This window comes from Chitinophaga agrisoli (assembly GCF_008386695.1).
Lineage (GTDB): Bacteria > Bacteroidota > Bacteroidia > Chitinophagales > Chitinophagaceae > Chitinophaga > Chitinophaga agrisoli.
On record NZ_VUOC01000001.1, the window covers coordinates 1,393,925 to 1,419,853 of the forward strand.

Below are 25,929 nucleotides of genomic sequence, written 5' to 3' on the forward strand. Positions count from 1 at the left end.
CGTGCTGGCCCATTAATCCAAAAATGAAACGTTATGAGAAACAGTTCAACACTCTTTGTGTTGCTCCTGGGTTTGCTATGCTGTGGCAGGCTCCAGGCGCAATTCCTTTTATTAGATGATTTTGAAGGCCACGGCCCCGCCTCCGGCAAATGGGACTATTACGCCGGCGCCACCACTACCGGCAAGGTCCAGTTTGGCGTCCCTAATCCCAGCATCTCCGGCGTAAACACCAGCCCCCTGGTAGCCAAATTCATTAAAGACACTACCTGCTTCGAGTACATGACCGCAGGCTGCACCCTCACAGATTCCTTTGATCTCTCCGGCAACAGCGTATTCAAAATGATGGTATACGCCACTACAAAAGATGAGATCATGTTTAAGCTGCAGCACAACAACGACTACGGAAAAGCGGTGTACTTCACCTACAAGGTCAGCCAGATCAATCACTGGGAAGAAGCCTCCTTTAACTTCCAGAGCGTAAAGAACAGAACAGATTTTAACCGCGTGGAAGTGCATTACATTGATGGCCGCAAAGCCAATGGCACCCTCTATTTCGACCTGGTACAAGCCCCTAACGCTACTGCGGTGAACCTGAAGGACACCAGCATTGCCATGGGCCACGAGAACGGCGCCACGCTTACCGCCTCCCTGCGTAATGGCGTATACAGCTCCGTTTTAACAGCTTCTAACTGGGTGGCTGATAATCTGCCGCCAGGCGTAAGCATCGGCAACGTAACACGCGTAAATGATACCACCGCCCGTATTACGCTTAGTGGCAACTCAGCGGCTAATTACTCCCGCGCTACGCTTAAACTGTCTGTATCTGGCCAGGAACTGGTCAATGCCAACGTGAACGCCTATGTAGTAAAAGGCAACGTGGTGTTTGAAGGCAACCCCAACTGGACCATGATCTTTAATGATGAATTCAGCACAGATGGCGTGCCCGATGCTACCAAATGGAAAATAGACCCGCAGCCCAAAGGCTGGATCAACGGAGAGCAGGAGGTGTATACAGATGCTACGCATGATAACGCCCGCGTAAAGAATGGTAATCTCATCATCAAAGGCAAAAAGGATTTCCCCACCGGCAACCCCAATGAGCCCTGGTCATCTGCCCGCCTCATTACCCAGGGCAAAATGGATTTCCTCTATGGTAAGGTAGATGTGAGGGCTAAGCTGCCCCGCGCCCGCGGCTCCTGGCCCGCTATCTGGCTCATGCCCACCAGCAGCGCATATGGTGGCTGGCCAGCTAGCGGTGAGCTGGATGTGATGGAGCATGTAGGCAATAACTTCGGTACCGTACTTTCCACCGTACATACCCAAAGCCACAACTGGACCAACGGTGGCCAGATCTCCGCCAACAAGCGCCTCATGGATGCAGACACCGTATTCCATACCTATAGCATGGAATGGACCGCAGACTCTATCAGCTTCACCTATGACACCATACATGTGCTCACATACGCCAATCCACATACAGACTGGAAAGACTGGCCCTTTGACCAGAAATTCTTCCTGATCCTGAATGTGGCCATCGGCGGCGGTATGGGTGGCAACATCGTAGAAGCAGACTGGCCGGATAGCATGACGGTGGATTATGTGCGCATCTACCAGAAAGGCCTGGGCACGCCCGTAGTGGATACCGTAATGGTAACACCGGCAGATATCACCTTCCTGGCAGGTAAAACCCAGCAATACACCGCTAAGGTGCTGGATCAGAATGACCAGGTGATGACCGCTACGCCCGTATGGAGCATTACCGGCGCTGGCAACAGCATTACGGCTGGCGGCCTGGCTACGCTGAATGTATCCGGTACGGTTACCGCTACTGTTACGGTAGATAGCGTTACAAAATCAGGAACGGCCAACGTTACCCTTCGCCCCACCAACTACAAACCTATTCCCGTTAAAATAGAGGCAGAGAATTTTGATAACGGCAACGCCTGTTGTACAGAGCCTGCTGCTGATACAGGCGGCGGCCTGGATGTTAGCTACATTGGCGCCGGCACGTGGTTTGAATACGATATTGACGTACCGGACAGTAACGAATACCGCATACAGTTCCGCGTAGCAGTAAACGGCGCTTCCAGCCTTAACATACAGCTGGATACCACCATCCTGCAAACAGTAAGCCTCCCTGCAAGCGGCGGCTGGCAAAAATGGGTCACTGTTACCTCCGCGCCTATCCGGCTGCTACCCGGACAAAAGACCATCCGCATCACCGCCAATAAAGATGGCTTTAACTTTAACTGGCTGCGGTTTATCCGCGCGGATTCCATTTCGCTGGCGCGTATGGTGGTAAAACCGGATACCGTAACCATGAATACTGGCCAAACCAAACAATTCACCGTAACCGGCTACGGCCAGGATAGCAGCATCTATGCGGTAACGCCCGTATGGTCTGTATCCGGCGGCGGTAGTACCATCAATGCCAATGGCCTTTTCACCGGCTCCGCCAATGGTACTTATACCGTAAGGGCCACCCAGGGCAGCATAAGCGATACGGCCATAGCCACCGTAATACCGGTACCGGTACTAACCCGGATCGTATTAACGCCGGATAGCATTACGGTGCCGCTGGGCGCTTCCCAGCAGTTTACCGCTACCGGCTATGATCAGCGCGACAGTGTATTTGCCTTTACCCCCGCCTGGTCCGTGACCGGCACGGGTAACAGTATCAGCAACACCGGTGTTTTCACCGCCGGCAGCACCGCGGGCAATTATGTGATCACCGTTTCCAGCGGCAGTTTGTCTGCTACCGCGGATGTAACAACAGGTTACACCTGTACCGTGAATTACAAATATGAAGCGGAAAGTGCCTCCAACCGCGCCACGGGTCCTTACCTGCAGGCCTGTACAGATATTGGCGGCGGCCAGAACTTCACCAACCTGCATGTAAATGACTGGTTTGCCTACAGCACCTTAAACGTGCCCGTAGCCGGCAGGTACAAGGTCAGCGTACGGGTATCCACCACAGCGCCCGCACAGATCTGGGTAGGGCATAGCGGATTTAACTTTGGTACTATTGATGTGCCCAACACCGGCGGCGCCTGGCAAACCATTACAGATACCATGACATTGCCGGCGCTCACCTACACAGGCTTACACGTAGCAACCGGCACGTTTAAGTATAACTGGTTCAGTATCGATAACTGCGCCGTGGATACAAGTGGCGCCTCCTCCGCTGCCAGGATGGTATACACAAAGCTGCCGCCTGCCACAACAGCAGCAAAGGCGGCTATCCTGTATCCCAACCCCACCACCGGCCGGCTGGTGATATCGCTAAAAGCAGCGGTATATAGAACGCTGACCGTGCTGGATATGCGGGGCAATGTAGTAAGGCAATGGAACCTGCGCGAAGGAGAGACACTGATCAATAGGGATATCAGTTCCCTTGTAGGCGGTACCTACATTATAAAGCTGGAAAACGCACAGCAAACAACAACATTCAGGGTGGTTAAGCTTTGAGTGGGCGGTTGGTTACAAACAAAAAAGAGGCGCTGGTATCAGCGCCTCTTTTTTGTGGAACAAAGCCGGCTTAATCACCAGGTCTTATATATCTCCCGGCTGCCGGTCAGATACAGTTCATGATAACCTTTCATTTTTTCGGCCATCTTCTTATTTTCTTCCGTTTCCTCTTTCATTTTTTCCCAGCTTTGGTCAAAAGCAGTGAGGCTCTCAAACTGGGTTACACATACGACCTTATTGTATTGGCCGCTCATGTCCGTCATAATGTTTACAAATTCTTTTTGGCCGGACATTACCTCCTTAAACAGTTTAGCCAGCTTAGAGGCATTACCGGGTTTGCAGATAAAGATGTCATGTATAATGATCATAACCATGGATTTTACTGAATTTACGGAATTTTATGCAGGCGGTAAACCTGATAAGTTCAGTAACAGTGATTTAACCCGCTGTGGGCCATTTGCGGCTAATAAAAATGTGGCGGGACGATGCCGGAATCTAGTCAATTCCATAAACGAAAAATAAAATAAAGTTCACTGCAGCATTGAAAGCAAGTCCTATATTTAACACACTATGAGAAAAAAAACATCCCTTATACTTACCATCCCGGAACCATGTATGCAATCATGGAATGAAATGTCACCGGCCGGCAATGGCCGCTTCTGCGCACATTGTCAAAAGAAAGTAGTAGACTTATCCCTGATGTCAGATAACGCGGTCTTTAACATCCTCAACAATGGAACCGGTCTTTGCGGGCGTGTCAGCAGCGCACAACTCAATCGTGAACTGGTAGCCTCCGCGCCGCCAAAACGTGCCTTCCTCCCCGCAGCATTGCTGGCTTCCTTTATAGCAGCCGTTACGCCGGGTAGCAGTAAGGCCGGGCAACCAGTTGCAACTACGGAACAAACACCAGACACAAAAAAAGACAAGGCGGTTTTGATGCGGGCCTATGAAGGAAAGGTCGTTAACAGTAATACCAAGGTGGGCATTCCCGGTGTAACCGTTGTCCTGAAGGATTCAAGCATCATTGGAGCATCTACGGACGCCAATGGAAACTTCCGTATCAACATACCGGCTAAGTTTTTTAAGTCAGGGTTTACCCTCTCCGTCCATTGTATTGGTTATGAAACAACGGAGCTGCGCCTTGACGACACGTTTATACCTGAGTTTGTTACCATAGATCTTTACCAGGCTACTGTTGGCCTAAGCGAAGTAGAGATTGCCGCTTCCGGCGTAAAACATATACAGTCTTATGTAGGAGCACTGATGGTCCAAAGCGGTCACAAGCCATTTTTCCATTGGCTAAAACATCCCTTTAGAAAATGCCGTTGAGCAAGCGAAGACATACATCGCTGCAGGAATATTACGCCGCCTGTATTAAATTTACAGCACTAATCTGTGCACGATCATGAAAATAGCCTTAGCCTCCCCACCCATCCCAACATCTATGAATGATGGCCTGTACTGGCTCGAAAAGCTGGCGCAGGAGGCTGCACAACAGCAGGCAGTCATCATCTGTTTCCCGGAATCTTACCTGCCCGGCTACCCTGGCATGCCCTATCCGCCGGAAGACCGCTCGCCGGAAAAACTACAGGCAGCCCTGGATAAAGTATGCGCTATTGCCGCAGCCAATAATATCGCCATCATTGTGCCCATGGACTGGCCGCATGAAAACGCCTATCTGAACCTGGCCTATGTTGTATCCGATAAAGGAGAAATATTAGGCTTCCAGACAAAAAACCAGTTAGACCCCACAGAAGATAACCTTTGGATAGCCGGTACAGCGCGTACCATGTTTGAAGTGAACGGCCTGAAGTTCGGTATTACCATCTGCCATGAAGGGTTCCGCTACCCGGAATCTGTAAGATGGGCCGCCCAGCGGGATGCCGTCATCGTATTCCATCCGCATTTTAATGGCAGTGATACAGCAGGGCCGCAGTTAACAGAATGGGGCCACAAAAACAATCCCTACTACGAAAAAGCGATCATGATGCGGGCGCTGGAAAATACCATTTACTTCGCCAGTGCCAACTACGCCTCCCGTTTTCCGGAATCAGCCGGCGCGATAATAGCCCCGGATGGTACCTGCATCGCGCACGAAGTATACGGCCGCACCGGCGTGCTGGTAGCAGATATTGATCCTGCATTAGCCACCGGCCTCCTGGCAAAACGGTTTAAGAAACACCTGTTATAATACCACTTCCGCCACCAGCCCTTCCAAATGCAGCGGGCGCACAACAGCGTCAGACAAAGAGAAACGGCGCTGCACATAACCGGCTTCATTATATGCCAGCCATACCTTTTTTTGCTCATCCTCCCAGGCCACAATTTTCAGCGGCAGATCAAGGGCGGCTACCGGGCTTTCTGCCATCACAGGGCCGCCGGCTTTGGGGTTTCCAAATAGAATAAATTCCAGCGGCGGGATGGTCTGGCCAACTTGCTGTAGTTCATCTTGCTGGTTTATCCTTGCATATATTTTTACGCCTTTTGCTGTTAAAGAGGCCTGCAAACGATCGATCGTTTCTTTTACGCCATATTTACAGGCATGAATGGTAATGCCATTGGGATTATTCATGGTAGCCATTTTTTCTACAGCCGTTATTTTACAACCATCGCCATGATTGCACGTACTGTATCATCCAAGGTAGCAAACATATCCGGTATTTTTTTTCAGGGTGCCAATGATAACGGGAAGGCTATGTAATTGATTTTTAAACGCTCTGACAATTAGAAAATAATTTCTATCTTACTCTTAGAAAACCAAAGATCATATCGCAAAAATTGCTGACCTATTCCCATTGCAGCAGTTATAGATATTCCACTATCCGCGTTAAGAAAACACATGGGAGAGAACCAAAATATAAGTGAACTGAGTCTGCTCGCCGGCGTCGCCACCGGCAATGAAACGGCATTCCGCTCGCTGTTTGACCGTTACCGGGGGAAAATATACAGCTACGCCCTGCGCCTGTCTGAAGATACTTCCCTGGCAGATGAGGTAGTGCAGGATGTTTTCCTGAAAGTATGGCTCAAACGTAAAGACCTGCCCGCCGTAGAGAATTTCAACGCATGGCTCTACGCCATTGCCCGCCACCGTATGTTTGATATGATGAAACAGCAGGCCCGCGAAATACAGACCCTGGAAGCAGTGCAGCTCGCCGCGCCGGATACCGGCAATAACGCAGAGTTATCCCTCCTGGAAAAAGAGCACCAGCTCTTGTTAAAAGATGCCCTTTCCCAGTTATCCCCCCGGCAGCAGCACATCTACCACCTCAGCCGCCATCATGGTATGAAACACGGGGAGATCGCCCATACGCTCAACATATCCCGGCATACCGTTAAGACCCACCTTGTACACGCCCTGCGGGTTATCCGCCAGCATATTACACCCTACATTAATAGCATTATCCTGGGATCATGGCTCCTGGAAAATATTTTCTGAACATATACTCCTCTTTTGCTTTTTCACAGTCTTATTATAAAGCCCCGGCAAGCAGGCGCTATTTTTTACTTAAAATGATCGTGTAATGCAGACGCATGAAAGGTTTGCATACCTGTTTAGGCGTTACCTGGACAAAACGCTCACCCCGGAAGAGGTGGCGGAAATGAGAACTTATATCGGCCATCCGGATTATGACGAGGAACTGCGCACATTGATAGGAGAGGGTTGGGAACAGGATTGGCCGGAGCAGGAGCAAGACCCTGTCCGTGCAGACAGTATTTTCAGGGCCATCGTACAAGCGGACAAAAGCAGGCGGCGCCTATGGCCTTGGGTAGCTGCGGCAGTGGTGCTGGGAGCGGTTGTAACCGGCATAGGCCTGCTTTGGCAGCGCCCCGCCCCCGTAAAGCAAGTGGCACGGGTAACAACGCCCGCAGTACCGGCAATGCCTGTGCATGCTTACCTGGTTTTGCCGGATGGTAGTAAGGTGCTGCTGAACGAAGGCTCCACCCTGGACTACAAAAATAGTTTTACCGCTGGCGAAAGAGGTGTACACCTCTCCGGCGAAGCATTCTTCAGCATCAGGAAGGATGTCACGCGCCCATTTGTGGTGTATACCGGCAGCATAAAAACAGTAGTGCTGGGCACCAGCTTCAATGTGCGGGCTTACCCCGCGGATAAGGATGTAACGGTAACCGTCACCAGTGGCAAAGTACGGGTGCAGCACGGACGCTGGAGCATTGATATGGTAAAGCCCAATGAGCAGGTCACCGTAACCGGCCTGGGGCCTTTTAAAAAGCTGGAGGTGGATGTAAGCCTGGCCACTGCCTGGAAACAGCAGGACCTCCTGTTCGATGACCAGCCCATGCCGGAAGTGGCACACCTGCTGGAACAGCGCTTTCATGTAACGGTGGTGCTGGAAAGCCCGGCGCTGGCTGCTTGTAATATTACCGCTGCATTCGTAAAACAGGAGCCGCTGGAAGATATAGTAAAGGTCATTGCACGCATTAATAATCTTGCATACCGGATCAGCGGAGATAGTGTGCTGCTATCCGGCCAGGGATGTAGATAATCTTTTATTGACTTGTAAATCTAACGTTATGAAAAAAACAGATACAAACTAACGCGCCACAAAAAAACCGCTTCGACGTGCGAGGTCAAAGCGGCTGCCATACTGCCTGCCTATAACAAAGAAGGCAGTACCGTCTTAATTGATTCGGTCATCATTTAAAACAATTTAAAGCTATGTTTTTTTCTGCAAAAACTGCAGAAAGTGGTCCTATTGCTATAACTCCACGTTATGGATACCCTTCTGCCGCTTATCTAAAAAGACTGAAACAGTGTATGAGAATAAGCATTCTCTCCGTCTTCCTGATGTCATGTTCCTTCCAGGTATTATTGGCCCACAACAGCATGGGGCAAACACTGAACGATGTGACCGTACAACTGGAGCTTAAACACCAGACGCTGATAAAGGCGCTGAAAAAGCTACAGCAGCTTACGCCTTTCACATTCGCCTACAACAGACGGGCGCTGGCGGACATTACAGATGTTTCCCTGCCCCAGGGCACAAGAACCCTGAAGGAAACCTTATCGCTGCTACTCAAAGACCAGCCGCTCGTATATGAGCAGATAGGCAGCAATATTGTGATATCGCCCCTCCTGATCGTACGTTCAGACAGCGCATCCGCCCTGCCGGACATAAGCCTGGTGATGCGGCAATACGATATCCACGGAACCGTCAAAAGTACCCGTGGTGAGCCGCTGCCCGGCGTTACCATTGTTATCAGGGGTACTAAAACAGGTACCATTACAGATGCCTACGGCCGTTTTAAGCTGAACGTCAGCAGCGATAAGAAAGTATCGCTGGAGTGCTCAGCTATCGGCTACGAAACGCAGATCATAGAAGCCGGCGACCAGCGGGAGTTGAATGTTGTGATGCATGATAAAGCGGTAGGCCTTAATGAGACCGTGGTAGTGGGTTACGGTACCCTCAACCGCCGGGAAGTGACCAGCGCCATTACCCACGTCTCAGACAAGGAACTGCTGGCAGTGGGCGGCAATAACCCGCTCATGTCCTTACAGGGCAAAGTAGCAGGCCTTACCATCTCCAATCCCGGTACAGCAGATCCTAACTCTAATCCTACCATACAGCTGCGGGGCATTTCTTCCCGCAATGCCGGCCTGGGGCCGCTGATCGTAGTAGATGGCGTGCCGGGCGGCAACCTGGAGAACATCAACCAGAATGATATAGCTGCAATAGATGTATTAAAAGACGGCGCCGCATCCGCCATTTACGGCACCCGCGGCAGCAATGGGGTGATCATGATCACCACCAAAAAAGGTGGCCGAGGAAATGGCCCGCAGGTTACCTATAATGGGTACGCCGCCTTCGATATCCCGACCCGTATGCTCAAATCCCTTTCTGCGGATGAGTTCTTAAAGAACAACCGCGGTACGGACTTTGGCGCAAAAACAGATTGGGCAAAAGAGATCAGCCGGCAAGCGGCTTTCTCGCAAAAACATAGCTTGTCCTTTTCCGGTGGCGATGCCCGCAACAACTACCGGGCTACCATTGATTACCGCAAGGCAGAGGGGATAGACATCCGCTCCGGGCGCCAGGAATACGGCGGCCGCGTATCTCTTAATCATACATCCAAAAATGAGCTATGGAACATGGGCTTCAATATAGCCCCCCGTTATTTTAAACGTAACGATGCGGATTATGGCGCATTTAATATGGCCTTATCACTGAATCCTACAGAGCCGGTTTTCAGCCCCCAGAATCCTGACCGGTATTTTATGGCAGAAGGGTGGGAAGCCTATAACCCGGTAGAAAGATTAAAGACAGAGCTCAGCGGCTCGGAAGTGAAGTTCCTGGAAATGAATGCTACCGTCAAGCTCAATATCCTGCCTAACCTCTCCACACAGATCACCCTGGGACAGCAGACAAGGGATTATTTTGATTTCTTCTTCCGCCCGTCTACATCTACCTACGCGGCTAAGAATGAGGGTGGGCAAAGCTCTGCCAACCGGAAATACGACAAAAATGATCAGAAGACCTTTGAATGGACTGGCAGTTATGCATTGACCAGGTCCCGCCATTCCATTAAAGCATTGGCGGGTTATTCTTACCAGTATTTCCAGTATTCAGAGTTATTTGGTGAGAACAGGGGATTTACCTCCGATGCCTTTACCTATAACAACCTGGGAAATGGTATTTACCAACAGGTGGAAGGGCGTAACGGTATGACCAGCACCAAAAACGATTCGCGCCTCATCGCATTTTTCGGACGCCTGAACTATTCCTACAATGATAAATACCTGGCTACCGCCAGCTTACGGTATGAGGGCTCTTCCAAATTTGGTTTCAATAATAAATGGGGATACTTCCCGGCGGTCTCCCTGGGCTGGCGTATCAGCAGTGAGCAGTTTATGCAAACGGTTACCTGGATAGATGAGCTGAAACTACGCGGCGACTTTGGCGTTACCGGCAACCAGGATTTCGGTAACTACCTCTCGCTGGACCTGTATTCCGGTTACGGCTATTACCCCATCAATGGTTCCTATTACCAGGTATGGGGGCCGGGACAGAACATCAACTACAACCTCCGCTGGGAAAAAGCCCATAACTGGAACGCGGGCCTCGATTTTGTACTGTTCCATAATGTGTTCAGCGGCAGCATTAACTACTATCAGCGTAAACAGCAGGACCTGTTGGGTAACTATAACGTGCCCATACCGCCCAACATACAAACGCAAACATATGCTAACGTAGGCTCTATGCAGAACTCCGGTATCGAGTTGCAGTTAAGCGTAGCAGCAGTGAATAGAAAGGATTTTACCTATACCGCCTCTTTTGCAGGCGCCAGCAATAACAACCGCTTTGTTTCATTTTCTAATGATCAATACCATGGCCAGGGTTTTATTGACGTAGTGAACCTCCCTGCGCCCGGCAGCCCCGGCACTGCACAGCGCCTGCAGGAAGGCGAGCGTATTGGTAATTTCTACATGTGGAAATATGCCGGCGTAGATAACCAGGGCAATTTCCTGGTGTACGATAAAAGCGGCAAGCCAATACCCTCCACACAGGCCAATAATGATGATAAACAGATAGTAGGAAATGGATTGCCACGCTTTACCGCCAGCCTGGGAAATACGTTCACTTACAAAAAATGGGACGCCAGCGTATACTTCCGCGGCGCTTTTGGCTACGACATCTTTAATGTGCATGATTTCTATTACGGACTGCAATCCGTACAGGCCAACACCAATGTGCTCACATCCGCCTACGGCAGGAATGCGCATATCACCGGCCCTAATTCCCTGGCTTTCCTCAATGACTATTTCATTGAAAAAGGGGATTACGTAAAGTTGGATGTGATAACGCTGGGTTATACGATCAATTCCAGGTCAAAGTATTTTGAGTCGTTGCGTTTATATGCTACCGGCAGGAACCTTGCCACCTTCACCGGCTTTAAGGGCGTAGACCCGGAAGCTTACCCGGTCAATGGCCTGTATCCGGGTATCCTCACCAACACGGATGGCGCCGGCAGTAAGAACTATTACCCATCCACCATGCAGCTGCTTGTTGGCTTACAGCTCAATTTCTGATGGCATAACTAAATACCCGTAAAGATGAAAAAGAACATCCTCCTTACATATATCATAACAGGCTGCCTGTTCCTGCTGGCGCCGGCCTGTACTAACCTCGACGAATCACTGTATGATAAAGTGAACGCCGCCAGCTTTTTTAAGAACAAAGACGATGTATACCGCTCTTTCCTGCGCACCTTCGAGCACGGATACTCGACCGTGCGGGGAGATGTATTCGTGATGCAGGAAAATACCGCGGATCATCTTATGACGCCCAACCGGCAAGGGCACTGGTACGATGGCGGCACCTACTATCGCTTGCACTATCATACCTGGACCTCCCAGGACAGCTACACCAGCAACGCCTGGAATAGCCTGTACCAGGGCATTGCGCAAGCCAATAACTCAATAGAGGACCTCGAAGGGCTGGATCCTGCAAAGTTCTCCATGACACCGGAGGAGCTTAAGCAGTTGATCGCAGAACTGCGCACCATGCGCGGCTGGTATTACCTGCGCCTGTTTGACCTATACCGGAATATAGAAGTGATCACCAAAGCTAAAGGAGAGGTGCCCACCGTGCCACAGTCGCCCCCTAAAGAAACATTTGCGTTCATAGAAAAGGAGCTCAAGGAAGCCCTGACCGATCTTGCCCCCAAAGGCGGCAATGGCGTGCAGCCCTTCCCCGGCCGCTGGACCAAAGCCGGCGCCATGGCCTTACTGGCCAGGTTGTACCTGAATGCGAAGGTCTACATTGGGGAAGACAGGTTCACGGATTGCGCGGCCGTTTGCCAGGATATTATTGATGGCAAATACGGCAACTACGCCCTGGCAGACCGCTGGGATGCGCCGTACGACTGGAATAACGATAAATCAGACGAAACGATCTTCGGTTTCCCCGGTTCTTTTGGCCGTACCCATTGGCAATATGATGGTGGTATGTATTGGTGGGGCGCGCCCTTCAAGGCGGCTTCCTATTTTGGCTTTACAGATTGGGGGGATATGAATCCCAAATACGCCCTGCAACCCGGCAGGGATGTAGCCGGCAATGAATACGCTTTCGAGCTGGGCAAACCGTACCGGAAATTTGCCAAATACCCGGACGATGTAAGGCTGAAACTGTACAAAAATCTGGGTAACAGCCAGCGGGAAGGCATGTTCCTGTTCGGGTACCTCACCTTCAACAACGGTAAAGACAGCGTAAAAAGTGACAACGGTTACACCCTTTACATCCGTGACCAGGTGGGGATCTTTAACCGTAAAGTAGGTAGTCAGCTGGTAAGTTACGGCCCTGGGGAAGTGCCGGATGATAAACAATCAGACATGACCCACGCAGACCAGAACTCCGGTATGTACTTTATAAAATATCCCCTTTATCCGTCCGATGATCCGCATAAAATAGAATCGGATTATGTAGAAGTAAGGCTGGCAGAAGTGTATTACACCCTGGCAGAATGTAAGTTCCGGGCCGGTGATAAACCCGCCGCGGCAGCGCTGCTCAATGCCGTGCGCAGGCGTTACTACGCCCCCGGTTCCCTCAGCCTCTATGATGCCGGTGGCAGCACCCTCACAGAACAGGAGCTGCTGGACGAATGGGGCCGTGAGTTCCTGGGCGAAGGCCGCCGCCGCACAGACCTGGTACGCTTTGGTAAATTCAATTCAGGCAGCTGGTGGGATAAAAATCCCGATGCGGATAACCATACCAGTATATTCCCCATTGGCTTAAACGTGATGAATGTAAATACCAACCCTGCATTAAAGCAGAACCCCGGTTATAATTAATAACGGTCTTCGTATAATAAAAAAAGGAAATGCGGTAGGTCTCCGCCGCATTTCTTTTTTTGCCTGCCGTGTTTACAGATAATCCCCCGGCGTATATGGGCTGGTAGGCATAGTGCCTTCATCCTCAGAATCCACATCCTCCAACTTATTAAAAGCCCGCAGGATCTGGGTAAGCACCTGGCGGATGGCCTTTTTGGCGTTGTCCCTGTCACTGCCGCTGGAAAGAGGATTATCCACCACGGCAATAAAATTGGTAAGGGCGTCCATTTCTTCCCGCGCTGTAGGTACATGTTTACTGTTATGCAGCGCAGCCGCAACAGGCACATCCGGGCAGATCCTATAAGCCGATTGCAGGATGGCGTAATTACTGAGGGTCTGTTGACGCTGCATATTATCGCGTTGAGCGTTATTCAGGGAGCTGCCGCTCACGGCCCCTAAAAACTCCACACTGCTATGGTCATGGTTATAGCCCAGGCCCTGCGGCTTATCAAAATGGCCCTGGTTATATAATCCCCTTTTAAGCGCCGTTTGAGGGCTTAATTCAGGAAGACGGTTTTCCTCAAGTGGGTTAAGATAGCCCATTTGTTGCGGGTTGGGCCTTGCATTGGTTTCCCCCTCTTTCATATAGGTGCCTATGTCAGGGCCTATCTTAATGGTGCCAAGCCCAAAGCTGGAAGGTAGGGTCCTGGGGTCCACCGTTCGGTCGCCGCGGCTGGAATAGCCATGCGTATCTATCGTTACCCCGCCAGGCGCCATGAAATCCAGCCGTTGCAAACTGGCCTGGCTCAATGCATGCATATTTATAAACTCATTATTGGTATGGGTAAAATCGCTGGTGGCTGAACGGGCTCCGGGCCGTAATGCCTCCAGGTCTGATTTGGTGGAGGTAAATGCGGGCAGGGTTTCTACCTGCTTGGTGATCCGCCGGTGGGCTTTCCTGCTCTCGTAGGAAAGGATCCGCCCATATCGCATCTCTCTGGCGCCCGCTCCCGTATTAAGCCCGCGGATGCGCGCATCCTGTTCCCGGTTCTTTTCGGCAGGTGTTTTCCTGTTAGATTTGACCAGGTATTGGATAAGCTCCTGTACAGTGGCAAACGGCCAGGGCGTAACAGCCCTTTCCCTTACATAATCCTTTACCTTGGCTTTCCAATCCCAACGTAATACGGTAGTGCCCTGGTTGGCCTTAACCAGGTTAATAAGATCTTGCATGCCAAAACCACGCTTACGGAGTTTATAGGTGTCAGCCCCTATTTTTACTTTCAGCTGCGCCACTGGCGCTGCCTGGCTAACGGGTAACGGCGCTGTCAAGCCGCCATTGGCCATGGCGCCAAATGCCGCAGCTTGCCGGGCCTGTGGGCTGTTATTGGCCATCTCCTGTAATTTACGCTGCATAATAGCTACCGGGCGGTTGTCCTCCTGGGCGGCCGGGGAGTGGCCGGTTTGTGTCAGCTGGGCCGGGCGCCCTGCAACCGAATGTCCTGGGATTGCCTGAGTTTTCTCAGTATGACTGGTCTGCATGTGGCTTTATTGACTATAATAAGGGATAGTGCTTCACTAAAGATACCCAATTCCCTCAAAATCACGTCCAAAAGCGGCCTCGTTTCATATATTAAGCCGCCTGTTAGACTGGATAGCCTCAAAACTTTGGTCTTTTGCCAGTAGTTCATCGATCCGCAACGGGACAAAATCGTCGGCACAAGAATATTTCAAAAACAATAATATGTCTCTTTGTCGCCCCAGACTCAAAATTTAACCTTTTTTTTACCAAACTGGCCGACTGAGGCCTGTATTCCTATCAAACTTTTCCTAATTTTGGCCCCCGAATGAGAGTAGCTACCTTTTTGATCTACCTGTGCTTCCTTCTTTTAAGAGGGTACGGCTACCCGTATGCAGGCAGTCACTTTAATAATGTCAGCGCCTCTCAGCTCCGGAATATCGAAAAAAGGCATAAGGCCAACCTCACAAATACCAGCCTGGAAAACCCCACCATCGGGGATGCCGGCACCGCGGAAGATGATTGCCTCAGCGAGGATGTAGAAGACGATGATACCAGCAACCTCTTTTCCCGCAAGTACAAATTGTTAACCCGTTGGTATGTAACCGTTGCCTCAACCATAAGTTTAAGTGATCTCCATAGCTGCTGGGAAGACCAACTACCATTCTGCAGCAATTTATCTTATAAATATCTTATTCAACGCGCGCTGAGGATCTGATCGTTTTTGTAGATCAGTTACCGGAGGAGGCATGCTTTTACCTGGTGGACGACGTGATTGTACACGTCCCATCCGCACAACAATGGAGCGCCCCAACTGGCCGCTGACATCCTTATCCATCTTTGGGAGCTTGCATCCCAACATTCAATCCGCACAATATCTACTTAATATCATGAAGAGAATTTTCATGTTCACAAGCCTGTTGGGCCTGTTGTACCAAACAAGCTGTGTATCAAAAAAAGAAGAAAAAGAAGAAGCCAGCAAGTATACCGTTACCAATCCGGTAAGGATTGATACCTCCTTTGTAAAGGAATATGTTTCGCAGATCCGCTCTGTCAGGAACATCGAGATCCGCGCACAGGAGAAAGGATACCTGCAGAACATCTATGTAGATGAAGGCCAGTATGTAAAAGCCGGTCAGCTGCTCTTTAAGATCATGCCCAAAATGTATGAGGCAGAATTGCTGAAAGCACAGGCAGAAGCCAAAGAAGCAGAGATCGAGCTGCAGAACACACAAACCCTGGCCGATAAGAACATCGTGTCCAAAAATGAGCAGGCAGTAGCCCAGGCCAAACTGGACCAGGCTAAAGCCGAGATTGCGTTGGCAAAACTGCACCTGTCATTTACTGACATCCGCGCGCCGTTTGCCGGTACCATTGACCGCCTCCCTAAAAAACTGGGAAGCCTCATCGATGAAGGCGAATTACTGACCAGCCTCTCTGACAATAGCCAGATGTTCGCCTATTTTAATGTGTCCGAGCCGGAATACCTGGACTATGAGACCAATACAAAAGGCCGTGGTAACAATAAGGTAGGCCTGCTGTTAGCCAATAACAGCCCCTTACCATATAAAGGTGATGTGGAAACCATTGAAAGCGAATTTGATAGCGAAACAGGGAACATCGCCTTCCGCGCCAGGTTCCCCAATCCTGACAAGCTGCTGAAACATGGCGAAACAGGCAAAATATTAATGACCGTTCCCGCTAAGAACGCACTGGTCATTCCGCAAAAAGCAACCTACGAGATCCAGGACAAAAAATATGTTTTTGTGGTGGATAAGAACAACGTAGTAAGATCAAGAAATATCGCCATCACCGGCGAAATGCCCGATCTGTATGTAGTTGCAAATGGCATCTCAGAAACTGATAAAATACTGCTCGAAGGCGTACAAAAGGTAAAAGATGATGATAAGATCAACTATGAATACCAGGCGCCCAACGCAGTGATCTCGAATCTTCGTTTAAAAGCGGAATAGTAGTTTAAGACCTAACAGAGTGTGCAATGTTCAATAAATTTATACAGCGGCCGGTCCTTTCAATAGTGATATCGCTTATCATTGTTTTCCTGGGGGTGCTGGCCATCACCCAGTTGCCGGTTACGCAATTTCCTACTATATCACCGCCCAAAGTGAATGTTACCGCCGATTATCCGGGCGCTAACGGCGAGTTGATGATCAAATCCGTGCTCATCCCCCTGGAAAGGGCCATTAACGGCGTTCCGGGCATGAAGTATATGACCTCCGATGCCGGTAACGACGGTGAGGCTTCCCTGCAGATCATTTTTAACCTGGGAACGGATCCTAACGTGGCATCACTGAACGTACAGAACCGTGTGGCCTCCGTAGTGAATAAACTGCCGCCCCTGGTGGTACGTGAAGGTGTTAAGATCACCCGCGAGGAATCCAACATGTTGATGTACATTAACCTGTACAGCACAGATCCTAATGCCGACCAGAAATTCCTCTTCAACTTTGCGGACATTAACCTGTTATCAGAGCTGAAGCGTGTGGACGGTGTGGGTTATGCGGATATCCTGGGTAACCGCGAGTACGCCATGCGTATCTGGCTTAAGCCCGACCGCATGCTGGCTTACAAGATCTCTGCGGATGAAGTGATGGAGGCCCTTAGCTCACAAAGCCTGGAAGCCTCGCCCGGTAAAACCGGCGAAAGCTCCGGTAAAAGATCCCAGTCATTTGAATATGTGTTAAAATACTCCGGCCGTTTCAGCGCCAAACCGCAATACGAAAATGTAGTACTGCGCTCCAGCCCGGACGGTGAGATCCTCCGCCTCAAAGATGTAGCGGATGTGGAGTTTGGCAGTTCCATGTACGATATCTACTCTAACCTGAATGGCCGGCCCTCAGCCGCTATCGTGTTAAAGCAGTCATACGGCAGTAACGCCAGCCAGGTAATTGAGAATGTAAAAGCCAAGCTGAAAGAGATCAAAGCAAGTTCTTTCCCCAAAGGAATGGACTATGAGATCAGCTACGACGTATCCAAATTCCTGGACGCTTCTATTGAAAAGGTGATCCACACCCTCGTAGAAGCCTTCATCCTGGTGGGTATTGTGGTATTCCTCTTCCTGGGCGATCTGCGCTCTACCCTGATCCCTACCCTGGCAGTACCGGTGTCCCTGATAGGAACATTCATGTTCATGCAGTTCTTTGGTATTACCCTCAACCTTATTACCCTGTTCGCCCTGGTAATGGCGATCGGTGTGGTGGTGGATGATGCCATTGTGGTGATAGAAGCGGTGCACGCCAAGATGGAAACGGAGCACCTGTCGCCATTAAAGGCCACCAAGCGGGCCATGCATGAGATAGCAGGCGCTATTATCGCCATTACCTTCCTGATGGCAGCGGTATTTATACCGGTGGCGTTTATGTCTGGCCCGGTGGGTATCTTCTACCGCCAGTTCTCCATCACCATGGCTACCGCCATTATCCTCTCCGGTATTGTGGCGTTAACGCTTACGCCTGCCTTGTGTGCCATCATCCTGAAGAATAACCATGGCAAGCCTAAGAAGCAAAATATAGTAGACAAATTCCTGGGCGGTTTCAATAACTCCTTTAACCGCATGCAGGGAAAATATGTGGGTTTCCTGGGTAAGATCGTTAGCAGAAGAATGATCACCTTTGGTATGCTCGCTGCATTTTGCGTAGGCATCTGGTTCATGAACAAGACGGTGCCTTCAGGTTTCATTCCTAACGAGGACCAGGGTATGTTCTATGCCATCATCCAAACGCCGCCGGGATCATCCCTGGAAAGGACGAACGATGTGGCGGAAAGACTGCAGAAGATCGCTGAGCATATAGAAGGAGTATCATCCGTTTCTTCCCTGGCAGGGTATGAGATCCTGACAGAAGGTACGGGTTCCAACTCCGGTACCTGTTTGATCAACCTGAAAAGCTGGGAGGACAGGAAACACTCCGTACAGGAGATCATCACAGAGCTGGAGGAGAAGTCGAAAGATATCACCGGCGCTAATATAGAATTCTTCCAGCCGCCGGCTGTACCGGGTTATGGCGCCGCGGGTGGTTTCGAGTTACGCCTGCTGGATAAAGCCGGTTCTGGCAGCTATAAGAAAATGGAAACAGTGAACAATGATTTCCTGAAAGAGCTGGTCAAACGTCCGGAGCTGTCATCTGTATTCAGCTTCTACAGCGCCAGTTTCCCGCAGTACATGCTGAGCGTTGATAATGATATTGCCCAGCAAAAAGGCGTGACCATTGACAATGCTATGAACACGCTTTCTACCCTGATAGGCAGTAACTATGAGATCAGCTTCATCAGGTTCGACCGCCCTTATAAGGTGATCGTACAGGCGTCGCCACAATACCGTCAGCTGCCGGAAGATATCCTTAAGCTGTACGTGAAAAATAACCGGGATGAGATGGTGCCTTTCTCTGCTTTCATGAAAATGGAAAAAGTATATGGCCTGTCTGAGATCACCCGCCACAACATGTACAACTCATCTGAGATCAGCGGCTCCGCTTCACCCGGGCACAGTAGTGGCGAAGCTATTGAGGTGATCAAGGAAGTAGCGGCTAAATACTTACCCAGGGGCTTTGGCATCGACTGGGCAGGTATCTCCAAGGATGAGGTGGCGCAGGGTAACCAGGCTATTTATATCTTCCTTATCTGCCTGGGCTTCGTATACCTGATCCTCTCCGCGCAGTATGAAAGCTTTATCCTGCCGTTGTCGGTGATCCTGTCTCTGCCTGCGGGTATTTTTGGCGCATTCCTGCTGCTGAAAATAATGGGCCTGGAAAACAATATCTACGCACAGGTGGCCATGGTAATGTTGATCGGTCTGTTAGGTAAGAACGCCGTATTGATCGTGGAGTTTGCCGTACAACGGCATGCCGCGGGCGCCACAGTATTACAAGCGGCCATGGAAGGCGCAAAGGTGAGGTTCCGTCCCATCCTGATGACCTCCTTTGCATTCATCGCGGGCCTGATCCCGCTGGTGTTTGCCACTGGTCCGGGTAAAGTAGGTAACAGGACAATTGGTACCGCCGCTGCCGGAGGTATGCTGTTCGGTACCATATTCGGGGTACTGGTGATCCCGGGCCTGTACTACATATTCGGCACAATTGCAGAGAAACGTAAGTTCATTAAAGAAGAAGATGAGCATCCGCTAACAGAAGAAATAGACCATAATGTATAAATACAGGAAATATCATTGTATTCCCTTAAGCATTTGCCTGGCTATAGCAAGTTGTAAGATCCCTGCGATCATGCCAACAAACGAGAACAGGACAGTGCCGGAGGCGTATAATGATAGCAAGGATACAACGAATATGTCGGCCATTCAGTGGCGGACATTTTTCAAGGACCAGGACCTGGTGAACCTGATCGATACCGCACTGGCAAATAATCAGGAGCTGAAGATCACCTTACAGGAAATAGAGATCGCCCGGAACGATATCCGCTCCCGGCATGCCGCCTTACTGCCCACAGTAGGCTTAAGGGCCGGCGCGGAGCTGGAAAAAGTAGGCCGTTATACCAGCCAGGGCGCTGGTGACGCCTCTACAGAGATTGAGCCAGGCAAAGAAGTACCGGAGCACTTGCCCAACTTTACCGTCTCCGCTTTCGCCAACTGGGAGGCAGACATCTGGAAAAAGCTGCACAACGCTAAAAAGGCGGCAGTGACCAGGTATCTCTCCACCATGGAAGGCCGGAATTTTGTACTCACCAACCTGATCGCCGAAGTAGCCAATTCTTATTACGAACTGGTAGCCCTGGATAACCAGCTGCTTATCGTAAGACAGAACATAGAGCTGCAAAAAAGCGCGCTGGAGATCGTAAAAGTACAGAAGGAAGCCGCCAGGGCAACAGAGCTGGCCGTTAAAAAGTTCGAAGCGGAAGTACTGGGCTCTCAAAGCCTGGAGTTCGACATCCGCCAGAAAATAAAGGAAACAGAGAACAGGATCAACTTCCTGTTAGGCCGCTATCCACAGGAGATCACCCGGGATAAAAGCAATTTCCTGGATCTGCTGCCACAGACGGTTAACACCGGCATCCCGTCCCAGCTACTGGCCAATCGTCCGGATATCAAACAGGCAGAGCTGGATCTTACAGCCGCCAAACTGGATGTAAAAGTGGCCCGGGCAGAGTTCTACCCCTCATTCGGGATCTCTGCTGCATTAGGCTTCGAGGCCTTTAAGCCCAATTACCTGGTCAAATACCCGGTAGAGTCGCTGCTGTACTCCCTGGCCGGCGATCTGGCTGGTCCGCTCATTAACCGTAATGCGATCCGGGCAGAGTTTAACAGCGCCAATGCCCGGCAGCTGCAGGCAATCTACAACTACGAGCGTACCATCCTGAATGCGTACCTGGAGGTAAATACCCAGCTCTCCAATATCAACAACCTGGAAAAGAGCTACGACCTGAAATCACAACAGGTAGATGCCCTCACCAGGTCTATCGACATTGCCAATGACCTGTTCAAATCCGCCAGGGCAGATTATTTTGAAGTGCTGATGACACAGCGCGATGCACTGGAGTCTAAATTGGAGTTGATAGAAACCAAGAAAGAACAGCTGAATGCAGCGATCAATATTTATAAGGAATTAGGAGGCGGTTGGAAGTAAACCCGTGTTGAGTTTTTTAGTAGGAAGAGCCGGTCGGTTGACCGGCTTTTTCTTACTGTATCATTTACCGTATCACCGATTACGTTACTGTATCATCAATTACAGTATTTTTTTCTATTTAATTACCTTCTTCACCCACTTACCCGTCTCCTCCACCAACAACGACATCACATCTTTTTTCCCCGCCTTAAACGAATGATCTGCGCCCTCTAACTTCACCAGCGTAGCTTTCTTCAATGATTTGCATACCCCTTCGATCAGGTCCCAGGTAGCCAGCGTATCCTTACTGCCCTGCAGAAACAGCATAGGGATCTTCAGCGCTTTCAGATGCTCCGCCCGGTCAATGGACGGCTTGCCAGAAGGATGCAACGGGAAGCCATAGAACACAATCCCCTTAACATTACCATCCGGATTAGCCGCCAGGTATTGAGAGCTCATTCTGCCACCAAAAGACTTCCCGGAGGCAAACAACGGCAATGCCGGCTGCAGCTCCCGCGCCTTTGCAATAGCGGCTGCTATAGTCGCATGTGCTACGGCCGGCGTATCTGGCCGGCCCTTTTTATTTTCCGCAAAAGGAAAATTGAAACGCAGCGTAGCAATACCCACTTTGGAAAGCGCATCCGCCAGCGTTTCCATAAACGAATGGTCCATACCAGCGCCGGCACCATGCGCCAGGGTAAAGATACAGGTGGGCTTTTCCGGAGTTATATATATGCCCGAAACATCGCCTATAGCAGGGGAGACGGCTATTTTAATGGATTGCGTATTCATGATAAGGCCAAATTTACTTCATACCCTGATAAAATAATGCCCTGTTTATTTGTGTAGTTAAATAACTACATGTATATTTGTAGTCAAATAGCTACATGATGAAAATATCAGCAAAAGTAAACAAGATCATCTACTGGATTTCCACGCTCTGGCTTGCATTAGGAATGGTATCCACGGCCATCGTACAACTGTTAAAGCATGAGAACGAAGTAGCCTACATTACGCGCCTGGGGTATCCCATCTATATTTTAACATTAATAGGCGTATGGAAACTACTGGGAACAGTGGCCGTACTTACCCCCAAATTTCAATTACTAAAGGAATGGGCTTATGCCGGCTTTTTCTTTGCCATGTCAGGCGCGATCATCTCTCATCTCGCATCCGGCGATCCTGTGAAAGAAATATTTCCCCCATTATTGTTATTAGTGTTGACCGTAGCATCGTGGTATTTCAGACCTGCAGATAGGAGGCTTATTCCTGTCAGGAATTAAATCAACGGAAAAAGAGTTGGTAAATAGCAAAGGTGAGTAAGCTGGCAGCTAATAGCAGCATTGGAATGAAAATATACCTCCTGGTAGGTACTGTATGCTCAGGATATTGCAGATCCCACTTGCCTTTTTGTGCAAATTCCAGCAGCATTAGCGGTGTCACGGGGATGTGTGTAACATATTTATCGGGAGAATTAGAAATTGACCATATTATATTGGCCTCTTCTGTACAATGAAAATACCACAGACAGGATGAAGTATCAACATTATACTCCCTGGCGAATTTACTGATCAGCTCATCAAAATCATCGCCATCGCAACCTAGATCCCTGTTAATATCACTATTTTCCAGTACTTCATCAGCGCCGGTTTGATCTTTTACAAACTTCAGGATTTGTGAAAGCGTATGCATAGTTTCGCCCATAAAGGTGCGCATAATTCTGATATGTAGGGGCGGAAAATCCACCAGTATAACAAAGAAAAACCAAAAGTACATTTTTTCACACACCGCTAAAAGGGATTGAGGCACAAAAAAAGAGGGACAAAAAGCAGGGTTTTTCCCGTTGCCTCTCTGTCCCTCCTACTCAATTTAAAGGATAAATTAGCCTTTTTGAGCGGGTATTTTTACCGTTACCAGTGTCCCCTCCCCGATATGACTAGATACCGTTATATCGCCTCCTAATAGCTTTGTATTCTTTTTGCAGACAAATAGCCCAATACCAAGGCCGGGTACATTGTTTTCGAGACGGGTATGCGGCAACCATATATTATCCATTTGAGATGCTGGAATGCCTATACCATCGTCCTGTACCTCAAATACCGTTATATCATCCTTGTTGTACAGATTGACGTAAATGTGGCCCTCAATGGGTGTATATTTTACAGCATTTGATAAAAGGTTGAATATTATTTGAGAAAGTTTAATATCGTCCGTATCTATGGTACCGGCCTCCGGTGCAAACAACTCAATTTTTTGTCTCTTATATGATGCAACAACCGCATACAGACTAACGATCTGTCGAAGCCATGGCAACAAGTCAATACGTTTGATGTGCAGTCGTTCATAATGTTCTCCATTCATGAACGTGCGGATGTTACTATTAATTTCTTCAAGATAGCCTACTATGTACATGAGATCACCAAGCACTACGGCCAGGTCTTCTACTGTAGTGATGGCTTTAAGGGCTTTTAAGCCATTGTTTAGCGCCATAATAGGCATATTAATGTCGTGGGACCATATTCTTATAAATTCATCCATTTGGGCTAATTGTTCCTGTAATTCTTTGATTTTGGAGTGCTTTGTACGCCTGGGGCCGGTAAAAATTGAAAACATATTCAGGTATTTTTATTTGTATTAAATATTGATAGTTACGACTCTCGTTTATGAGGTATAAAACTTGTTATCGAATATACTAACAAATATTCTAAAAAGAGGATGCACTTTAGAGGGGTTAATGGCTGAACATAAGGAAAATATAGACAAAGCAATTCGCCAGGTTGTAAAACAGGCGCGTAAAAGAAAGGGATTATCTTATCGACAGTTAGCCGCGTTGGCTGAGTGTGAGGCTGATTTAGTATTCCATTATGAGGCTGGCACTAGGGATATAAGAGTAAGTAGCCTTATAAAACTTATTTTGGCGCTCGATTTAAGTATAAAAATCACTGAGGAAATACAGGAAAAACCTGATAAAGAATAAGGCCAGCACGAACGGGGACGGACGCTATTTTAAAAGGCTTGAATACCTTTCCTCGATCTCCTTCAATTTACACTCTGCCTCTCGCCACAAATTGGACAAAAAAGGGCTAGGAACTATCGTTGTATTGCCGTTGTGGCTCACTGCTGTAAAGGGTGCCTGTCTACTCACCTCCGCCAGGACGGAAAGCCAATATTTCCTTTCAGGATCATTTAAATACTGTTCATGTATTAACTTAATTTCAGAAGGTTGTGGTATACTAGCTCTTGCCATACAAATGAATTTACATTGCTAATGTATTAATAAAAAAGGATAAAAGGGCCAGGTACAATACCTGGCCCTTTTACTATCGCCTACCAATACACTTTTAATTTGCTCCGATAAGATACCACCCGCCATTTATTTTTTGGACTGTGAAACGGCTGTAGGCACTTAATGTAGGGTTATTGGCATTGTTATATGTCGTGCCTTTGTATGTTATCGCCGGGGTCCAGGTCATTCCGTCCACTGTAGGGTTAGCTGCTTCCTCTACAAGTACGTATATCTTACCCTCTTCACCGGTAAGCGTAACTGTGGGGGAGTTCCCAGCGCTCATAATTGTATAGTCGCTTGGCAATGTAGTATAGTCCCCATCAATCGTATGTGCATTTAAAGTCATTCCCATAGCCTTAAACGCACCACTCAAAACTAGCATATCCCGCGAATTATCATGAGAGGATTGTAATATAACTTCGTTTCCTAAACCATTTTCAATAACAGCTAACCTTATTTGAGCCTGACCTTCAGGGCCACCAGGCGTGGCCATTTGGATATAGCCCCCTTGTGCAGTATCATCCCTTGTCCATAAAGTACTCACCCCTCCAAAATAATTTATATTCAACCGGTCGCCCAATGTTGGCCCACTACCCGTTATTTGCATGCCACCTACATTAATTGGACTTGTCGTTGTATTGCCCATTGCTGTTACCGTCTGCAAATCAGGGGTGGTGGGAATTGTAGGTATTACATACGACTTGGTAATTATTCTCCAATTGCTCCCATCAGATAAGAAGGTGGCAAAATCATTACCGTCAATACTATTCATTTCGTAATACGGCTCTCCCTCCATATTAGCGCCCGCAGCCTCGATTATTACGCATCCGGTGTTTATTCTCTTAACAACATACTTACGTCCAGCTATACCGGCTGCTGAAGGGAGGGTCAGTGTTAATGCTGGACTACCTGGCCCACCACATCCGGTACCATTACACAATATCGTTTGATCACCAATATCATTGATAACTGTTGATCCAGATATAACACTCGTAGTCATTAACGGCAATTGGCTTGACGGTATCTTACCACTGCCGTCTAAACTAGCAAGTCCATTTACAGCTCCTCTTTGTGTAAGTGGTAAATATTTGCTCAATACTCCTTTTATGGCCTTTTCTGTAAGTACTACACCGGATGCACCATTTACCATTGTGCTGTCGTCTGAAAACTCTTTTATCCATTTGCTATTCAACCAGATGCTATCCGTTACACGCAGGGTAACGAACATCCCGTTGTTTTGGGCAAAACATAAGGATGAAAGGACGGTCATAGAGATCGCTAAAAACAGTTGTTTCATTGC

20 protein-coding genes are annotated in these 25,929 nt (G+C 49.0%); 13 read left to right on the plus strand and 7 right to left on the minus strand.

What is annotated here, in order from left to right; all coding sequences use genetic code 11:
* Positions 1-33 precede the first annotated feature (33 nt).
* Entirely contained in the window at positions 34-3,468 is a 3,435-nt protein-coding gene (locus F0L74_RS05760; protein WP_149836851.1) for a carbohydrate-binding protein, read from the plus strand.
* A gap of 74 nt (positions 3,469-3,542) precedes the next feature.
* Here the strand turns inward: F0L74_RS05760 and F0L74_RS05765 are convergent, their stop codons facing one another.
* A complete protein-coding gene (locus tag F0L74_RS05765) occupies positions 3,543-3,836 on the minus strand; it encodes a hypothetical protein (protein WP_149836852.1) in 294 nt (97 codons plus the stop codon).
* A gap of 202 nt (positions 3,837-4,038) precedes the next feature.
* Here F0L74_RS05765 and F0L74_RS05770 point away from each other — a divergent pair, with 202 nt between their 5' ends.
* Both F0L74_RS05770 and F0L74_RS05775 read left to right on the plus strand, forming a co-directional pair.
* Positions 4,039-4,797 (plus strand): carboxypeptidase-like regulatory domain-containing protein, encoded by a 759-nt coding sequence (locus tag F0L74_RS05770; RefSeq protein ID WP_149836853.1) that lies wholly within the window; start codon positions 4,039-4,041, stop codon positions 4,795-4,797.
* 76 nt (positions 4,798-4,873) lie between these two features.
* Entirely contained in the window at positions 4,874-5,659 is a 786-nt protein-coding gene (locus F0L74_RS05775; protein ID WP_149836854.1) for a carbon-nitrogen hydrolase family protein, read from the plus strand.
* On the opposite strand, the gene F0L74_RS05780 is transcribed toward F0L74_RS05775, so the two are convergent.
* Entirely contained in the window at positions 5,654-6,040 is a 387-nt protein-coding gene (locus tag F0L74_RS05780; RefSeq protein WP_213086900.1) for a DUF302 domain-containing protein, read from the minus strand. The two genes, F0L74_RS05775 and F0L74_RS05780, sit on opposite strands and share 6 nt — an antisense overlap.
* 267 nt (positions 6,041-6,307) lie before the next feature.
* Between F0L74_RS05780 and F0L74_RS05785 the strand changes: the two genes are divergently transcribed.
* The 4 genes from F0L74_RS05785 (at position 6,308) to F0L74_RS05800 (ending at position 13,276) form a co-directional block, all read left to right on the plus strand.
* Positions 6,308-6,904, plus strand: coding sequence for an RNA polymerase sigma factor (locus tag F0L74_RS05785; protein WP_149836856.1), 597 nt, complete (start codon positions 6,308-6,310; stop codon positions 6,902-6,904).
* A gap of 85 nt (positions 6,905-6,989) precedes the next feature.
* Positions 6,990-7,973 carry a FecR family protein gene (locus F0L74_RS05790; protein WP_149836857.1) on the plus strand — a complete coding sequence of 328 codons (984 nt, stop codon included), beginning with the start codon at positions 6,990-6,992 and terminating at the stop codon, positions 7,971-7,973.
* Between the two features lie 272 nt (positions 7,974-8,245).
* Positions 8,246-11,515 (plus strand): SusC/RagA family TonB-linked outer membrane protein, encoded by a 3,270-nt coding sequence (locus tag F0L74_RS05795; RefSeq protein ID WP_188315867.1) that lies wholly within the window; start codon positions 8,246-8,248, stop codon positions 11,513-11,515.
* Between the two features lie 24 nt (positions 11,516-11,539).
* Positions 11,540-13,276, plus strand: coding sequence for a RagB/SusD family nutrient uptake outer membrane protein (locus F0L74_RS05800; RefSeq protein ID WP_149836859.1), 1,737 nt, complete (start codon positions 11,540-11,542; stop codon positions 13,274-13,276).
* 72 nt (positions 13,277-13,348) lie between these two features.
* On the opposite strand, the gene F0L74_RS05805 is transcribed toward F0L74_RS05800, so the two are convergent.
* The gene (locus tag F0L74_RS05805; protein ID WP_149836860.1) at positions 13,349-14,794 is read right to left on the minus strand and encodes a hypothetical protein; all 1,446 of its coding nucleotides are present in this window, start codon (positions 14,792-14,794) and stop codon (positions 13,349-13,351) included.
* Between the two features lie 305 nt (positions 14,795-15,099).
* Here F0L74_RS05805 and F0L74_RS05810 point away from each other — a divergent pair, with 305 nt between their 5' ends.
* The 4 genes from F0L74_RS05810 (at position 15,100) to F0L74_RS05825 (ending at position 21,364) form a co-directional block, all read left to right on the plus strand.
* Positions 15,100-15,489: a hypothetical protein gene (locus tag F0L74_RS05810; RefSeq protein ID WP_149836861.1), complete on the plus strand. Its 390-nt coding sequence runs from the start codon at positions 15,100-15,102 to the stop codon at positions 15,487-15,489.
* A 172-nt stretch (positions 15,490-15,661) separates the two neighbouring features.
* On the plus strand, positions 15,662-16,744 hold the full coding sequence (locus tag F0L74_RS05815) for an efflux RND transporter periplasmic adaptor subunit (protein ID WP_149836862.1): 1,083 nt from the start codon (positions 15,662-15,664) through the stop codon (positions 16,742-16,744).
* Positions 16,745-16,770: 26 nt separating this feature from the next.
* Complete coding sequence (locus F0L74_RS05820; protein ID WP_149836863.1) at positions 16,771-19,938, plus strand: efflux RND transporter permease subunit; 3,168 nt, start codon at positions 16,771-16,773, stop codon at positions 19,936-19,938.
* A 70-nt stretch (positions 19,939-20,008) separates the two neighbouring features.
* On the plus strand, positions 20,009-21,364 hold the full coding sequence (locus tag F0L74_RS05825; RefSeq protein WP_246197628.1) for a TolC family protein: 1,356 nt from the start codon (positions 20,009-20,011) through the stop codon (positions 21,362-21,364).
* A 114-nt stretch (positions 21,365-21,478) separates the two neighbouring features.
* Here F0L74_RS05825 and F0L74_RS05830 read toward each other — a convergent pair whose 3' ends face one another.
* On the minus strand, positions 21,479-22,135 hold the full coding sequence (locus F0L74_RS05830; RefSeq protein WP_149836865.1) for an alpha/beta hydrolase family protein: 657 nt from the start codon (positions 22,133-22,135) through the stop codon (positions 21,479-21,481).
* A 95-nt stretch (positions 22,136-22,230) separates the two neighbouring features.
* On the opposite strand from F0L74_RS05830, the gene F0L74_RS05835 reads away from it, so the two are divergent.
* Positions 22,231-22,626, plus strand: coding sequence for a DoxX family protein (locus F0L74_RS05835; protein WP_246197629.1), 396 nt, complete (start codon positions 22,231-22,233; stop codon positions 22,624-22,626).
* A gap of 1 nt (position 22,627) precedes the next feature.
* Here F0L74_RS05835 and F0L74_RS05840 read toward each other — a convergent pair whose 3' ends face one another.
* A complete protein-coding gene (locus F0L74_RS05840) occupies positions 22,628-23,059 on the minus strand; it encodes a DUF1493 family protein (protein ID WP_188315868.1) in 432 nt (143 codons plus the stop codon).
* Between the two features lie 165 nt (positions 23,060-23,224).
* Positions 23,225-23,956 (minus strand): sensor histidine kinase, encoded by a 732-nt coding sequence (locus F0L74_RS05845; RefSeq protein ID WP_149836867.1) that lies wholly within the window; start codon positions 23,954-23,956, stop codon positions 23,225-23,227.
* 64 nt (positions 23,957-24,020) lie between these two features.
* Between F0L74_RS05845 and F0L74_RS05850 the strand changes: the two genes are divergently transcribed.
* On the plus strand, positions 24,021-24,320 hold the full coding sequence (locus tag F0L74_RS05850; protein WP_149836868.1) for a helix-turn-helix domain-containing protein: 300 nt from the start codon (positions 24,021-24,023) through the stop codon (positions 24,318-24,320).
* 364 nt (positions 24,321-24,684) lie between these two features.
* Here the strand turns inward: F0L74_RS05850 and F0L74_RS05855 are convergent, their stop codons facing one another.
* Positions 24,685-25,926 carry a hypothetical protein gene (locus F0L74_RS05855; RefSeq protein ID WP_149836869.1) on the minus strand — a complete coding sequence of 414 codons (1,242 nt, stop codon included), beginning with the start codon at positions 25,924-25,926 and terminating at the stop codon, positions 24,685-24,687.
* Positions 25,927-25,929 lie beyond the last annotated feature (3 nt).

Bases quoted from the DNA above. Each gene is read 5' to 3' on its own strand.
- F0L74_RS05760 (WP_149836851.1), top strand. From the start codon at position 34: ATGAGAAACAGTTCAACACTCTTTGTGTTGCTCCTGGGTTTGCTATGC.
- F0L74_RS05765 (WP_149836852.1), bottom strand. From the start codon at position 3,836: ATGATCATTATACATGACATCTTTATCTGCAAACCCGGTAATGCCTCT.
- F0L74_RS05770 (WP_149836853.1), top strand. From the start codon at position 4,039: ATGAGAAAAAAAACATCCCTTATACTTACCATCCCGGAACCATGTATG.
- F0L74_RS05775 (WP_149836854.1), top strand. From the start codon at position 4,874: ATGAAAATAGCCTTAGCCTCCCCACCCATCCCAACATCTATGAATGAT.
- F0L74_RS05780 (WP_213086900.1), bottom strand. From the start codon at position 6,040: ATGAATAATCCCAATGGCATTACCATTCATGCCTGTAAATATGGCGTA.
- F0L74_RS05785 (WP_149836856.1), top strand. From the start codon at position 6,308: ATGGGAGAGAACCAAAATATAAGTGAACTGAGTCTGCTCGCCGGCGTC.
- F0L74_RS05790 (WP_149836857.1), top strand. From the start codon at position 6,990: ATGCAGACGCATGAAAGGTTTGCATACCTGTTTAGGCGTTACCTGGAC.
- F0L74_RS05795 (WP_188315867.1), top strand. From the start codon at position 8,246: ATGAGAATAAGCATTCTCTCCGTCTTCCTGATGTCATGTTCCTTCCAG.
- F0L74_RS05800 (WP_149836859.1), top strand. From the start codon at position 11,540: ATGAAAAAGAACATCCTCCTTACATATATCATAACAGGCTGCCTGTTC.
- F0L74_RS05805 (WP_149836860.1), bottom strand. From the start codon at position 14,794: ATGCAGACCAGTCATACTGAGAAAACTCAGGCAATCCCAGGACATTCG.
- F0L74_RS05810 (WP_149836861.1), top strand. From the start codon at position 15,100: ATGAGAGTAGCTACCTTTTTGATCTACCTGTGCTTCCTTCTTTTAAGA.
- F0L74_RS05815 (WP_149836862.1), top strand. From the start codon at position 15,662: ATGAAGAGAATTTTCATGTTCACAAGCCTGTTGGGCCTGTTGTACCAA.
- F0L74_RS05820 (WP_149836863.1), top strand. From the start codon at position 16,771: ATGTTCAATAAATTTATACAGCGGCCGGTCCTTTCAATAGTGATATCG.
- F0L74_RS05825 (WP_246197628.1), top strand. From the start codon at position 20,009: ATGCCAACAAACGAGAACAGGACAGTGCCGGAGGCGTATAATGATAGC.
- F0L74_RS05830 (WP_149836865.1), bottom strand. From the start codon at position 22,135: ATGAATACGCAATCCATTAAAATAGCCGTCTCCCCTGCTATAGGCGAT.
- F0L74_RS05835 (WP_246197629.1), top strand. From the start codon at position 22,231: ATGATGAAAATATCAGCAAAAGTAAACAAGATCATCTACTGGATTTCC.
- F0L74_RS05840 (WP_188315868.1), bottom strand. From the start codon at position 23,059: ATGCGCACCTTTATGGGCGAAACTATGCATACGCTTTCACAAATCCTG.
- F0L74_RS05845 (WP_149836867.1), bottom strand. From the start codon at position 23,956: ATGTTTTCAATTTTTACCGGCCCCAGGCGTACAAAGCACTCCAAAATC.
- F0L74_RS05855 (WP_149836869.1), bottom strand. From the start codon at position 25,926: ATGAAACAACTGTTTTTAGCGATCTCTATGACCGTCCTTTCATCCTTA.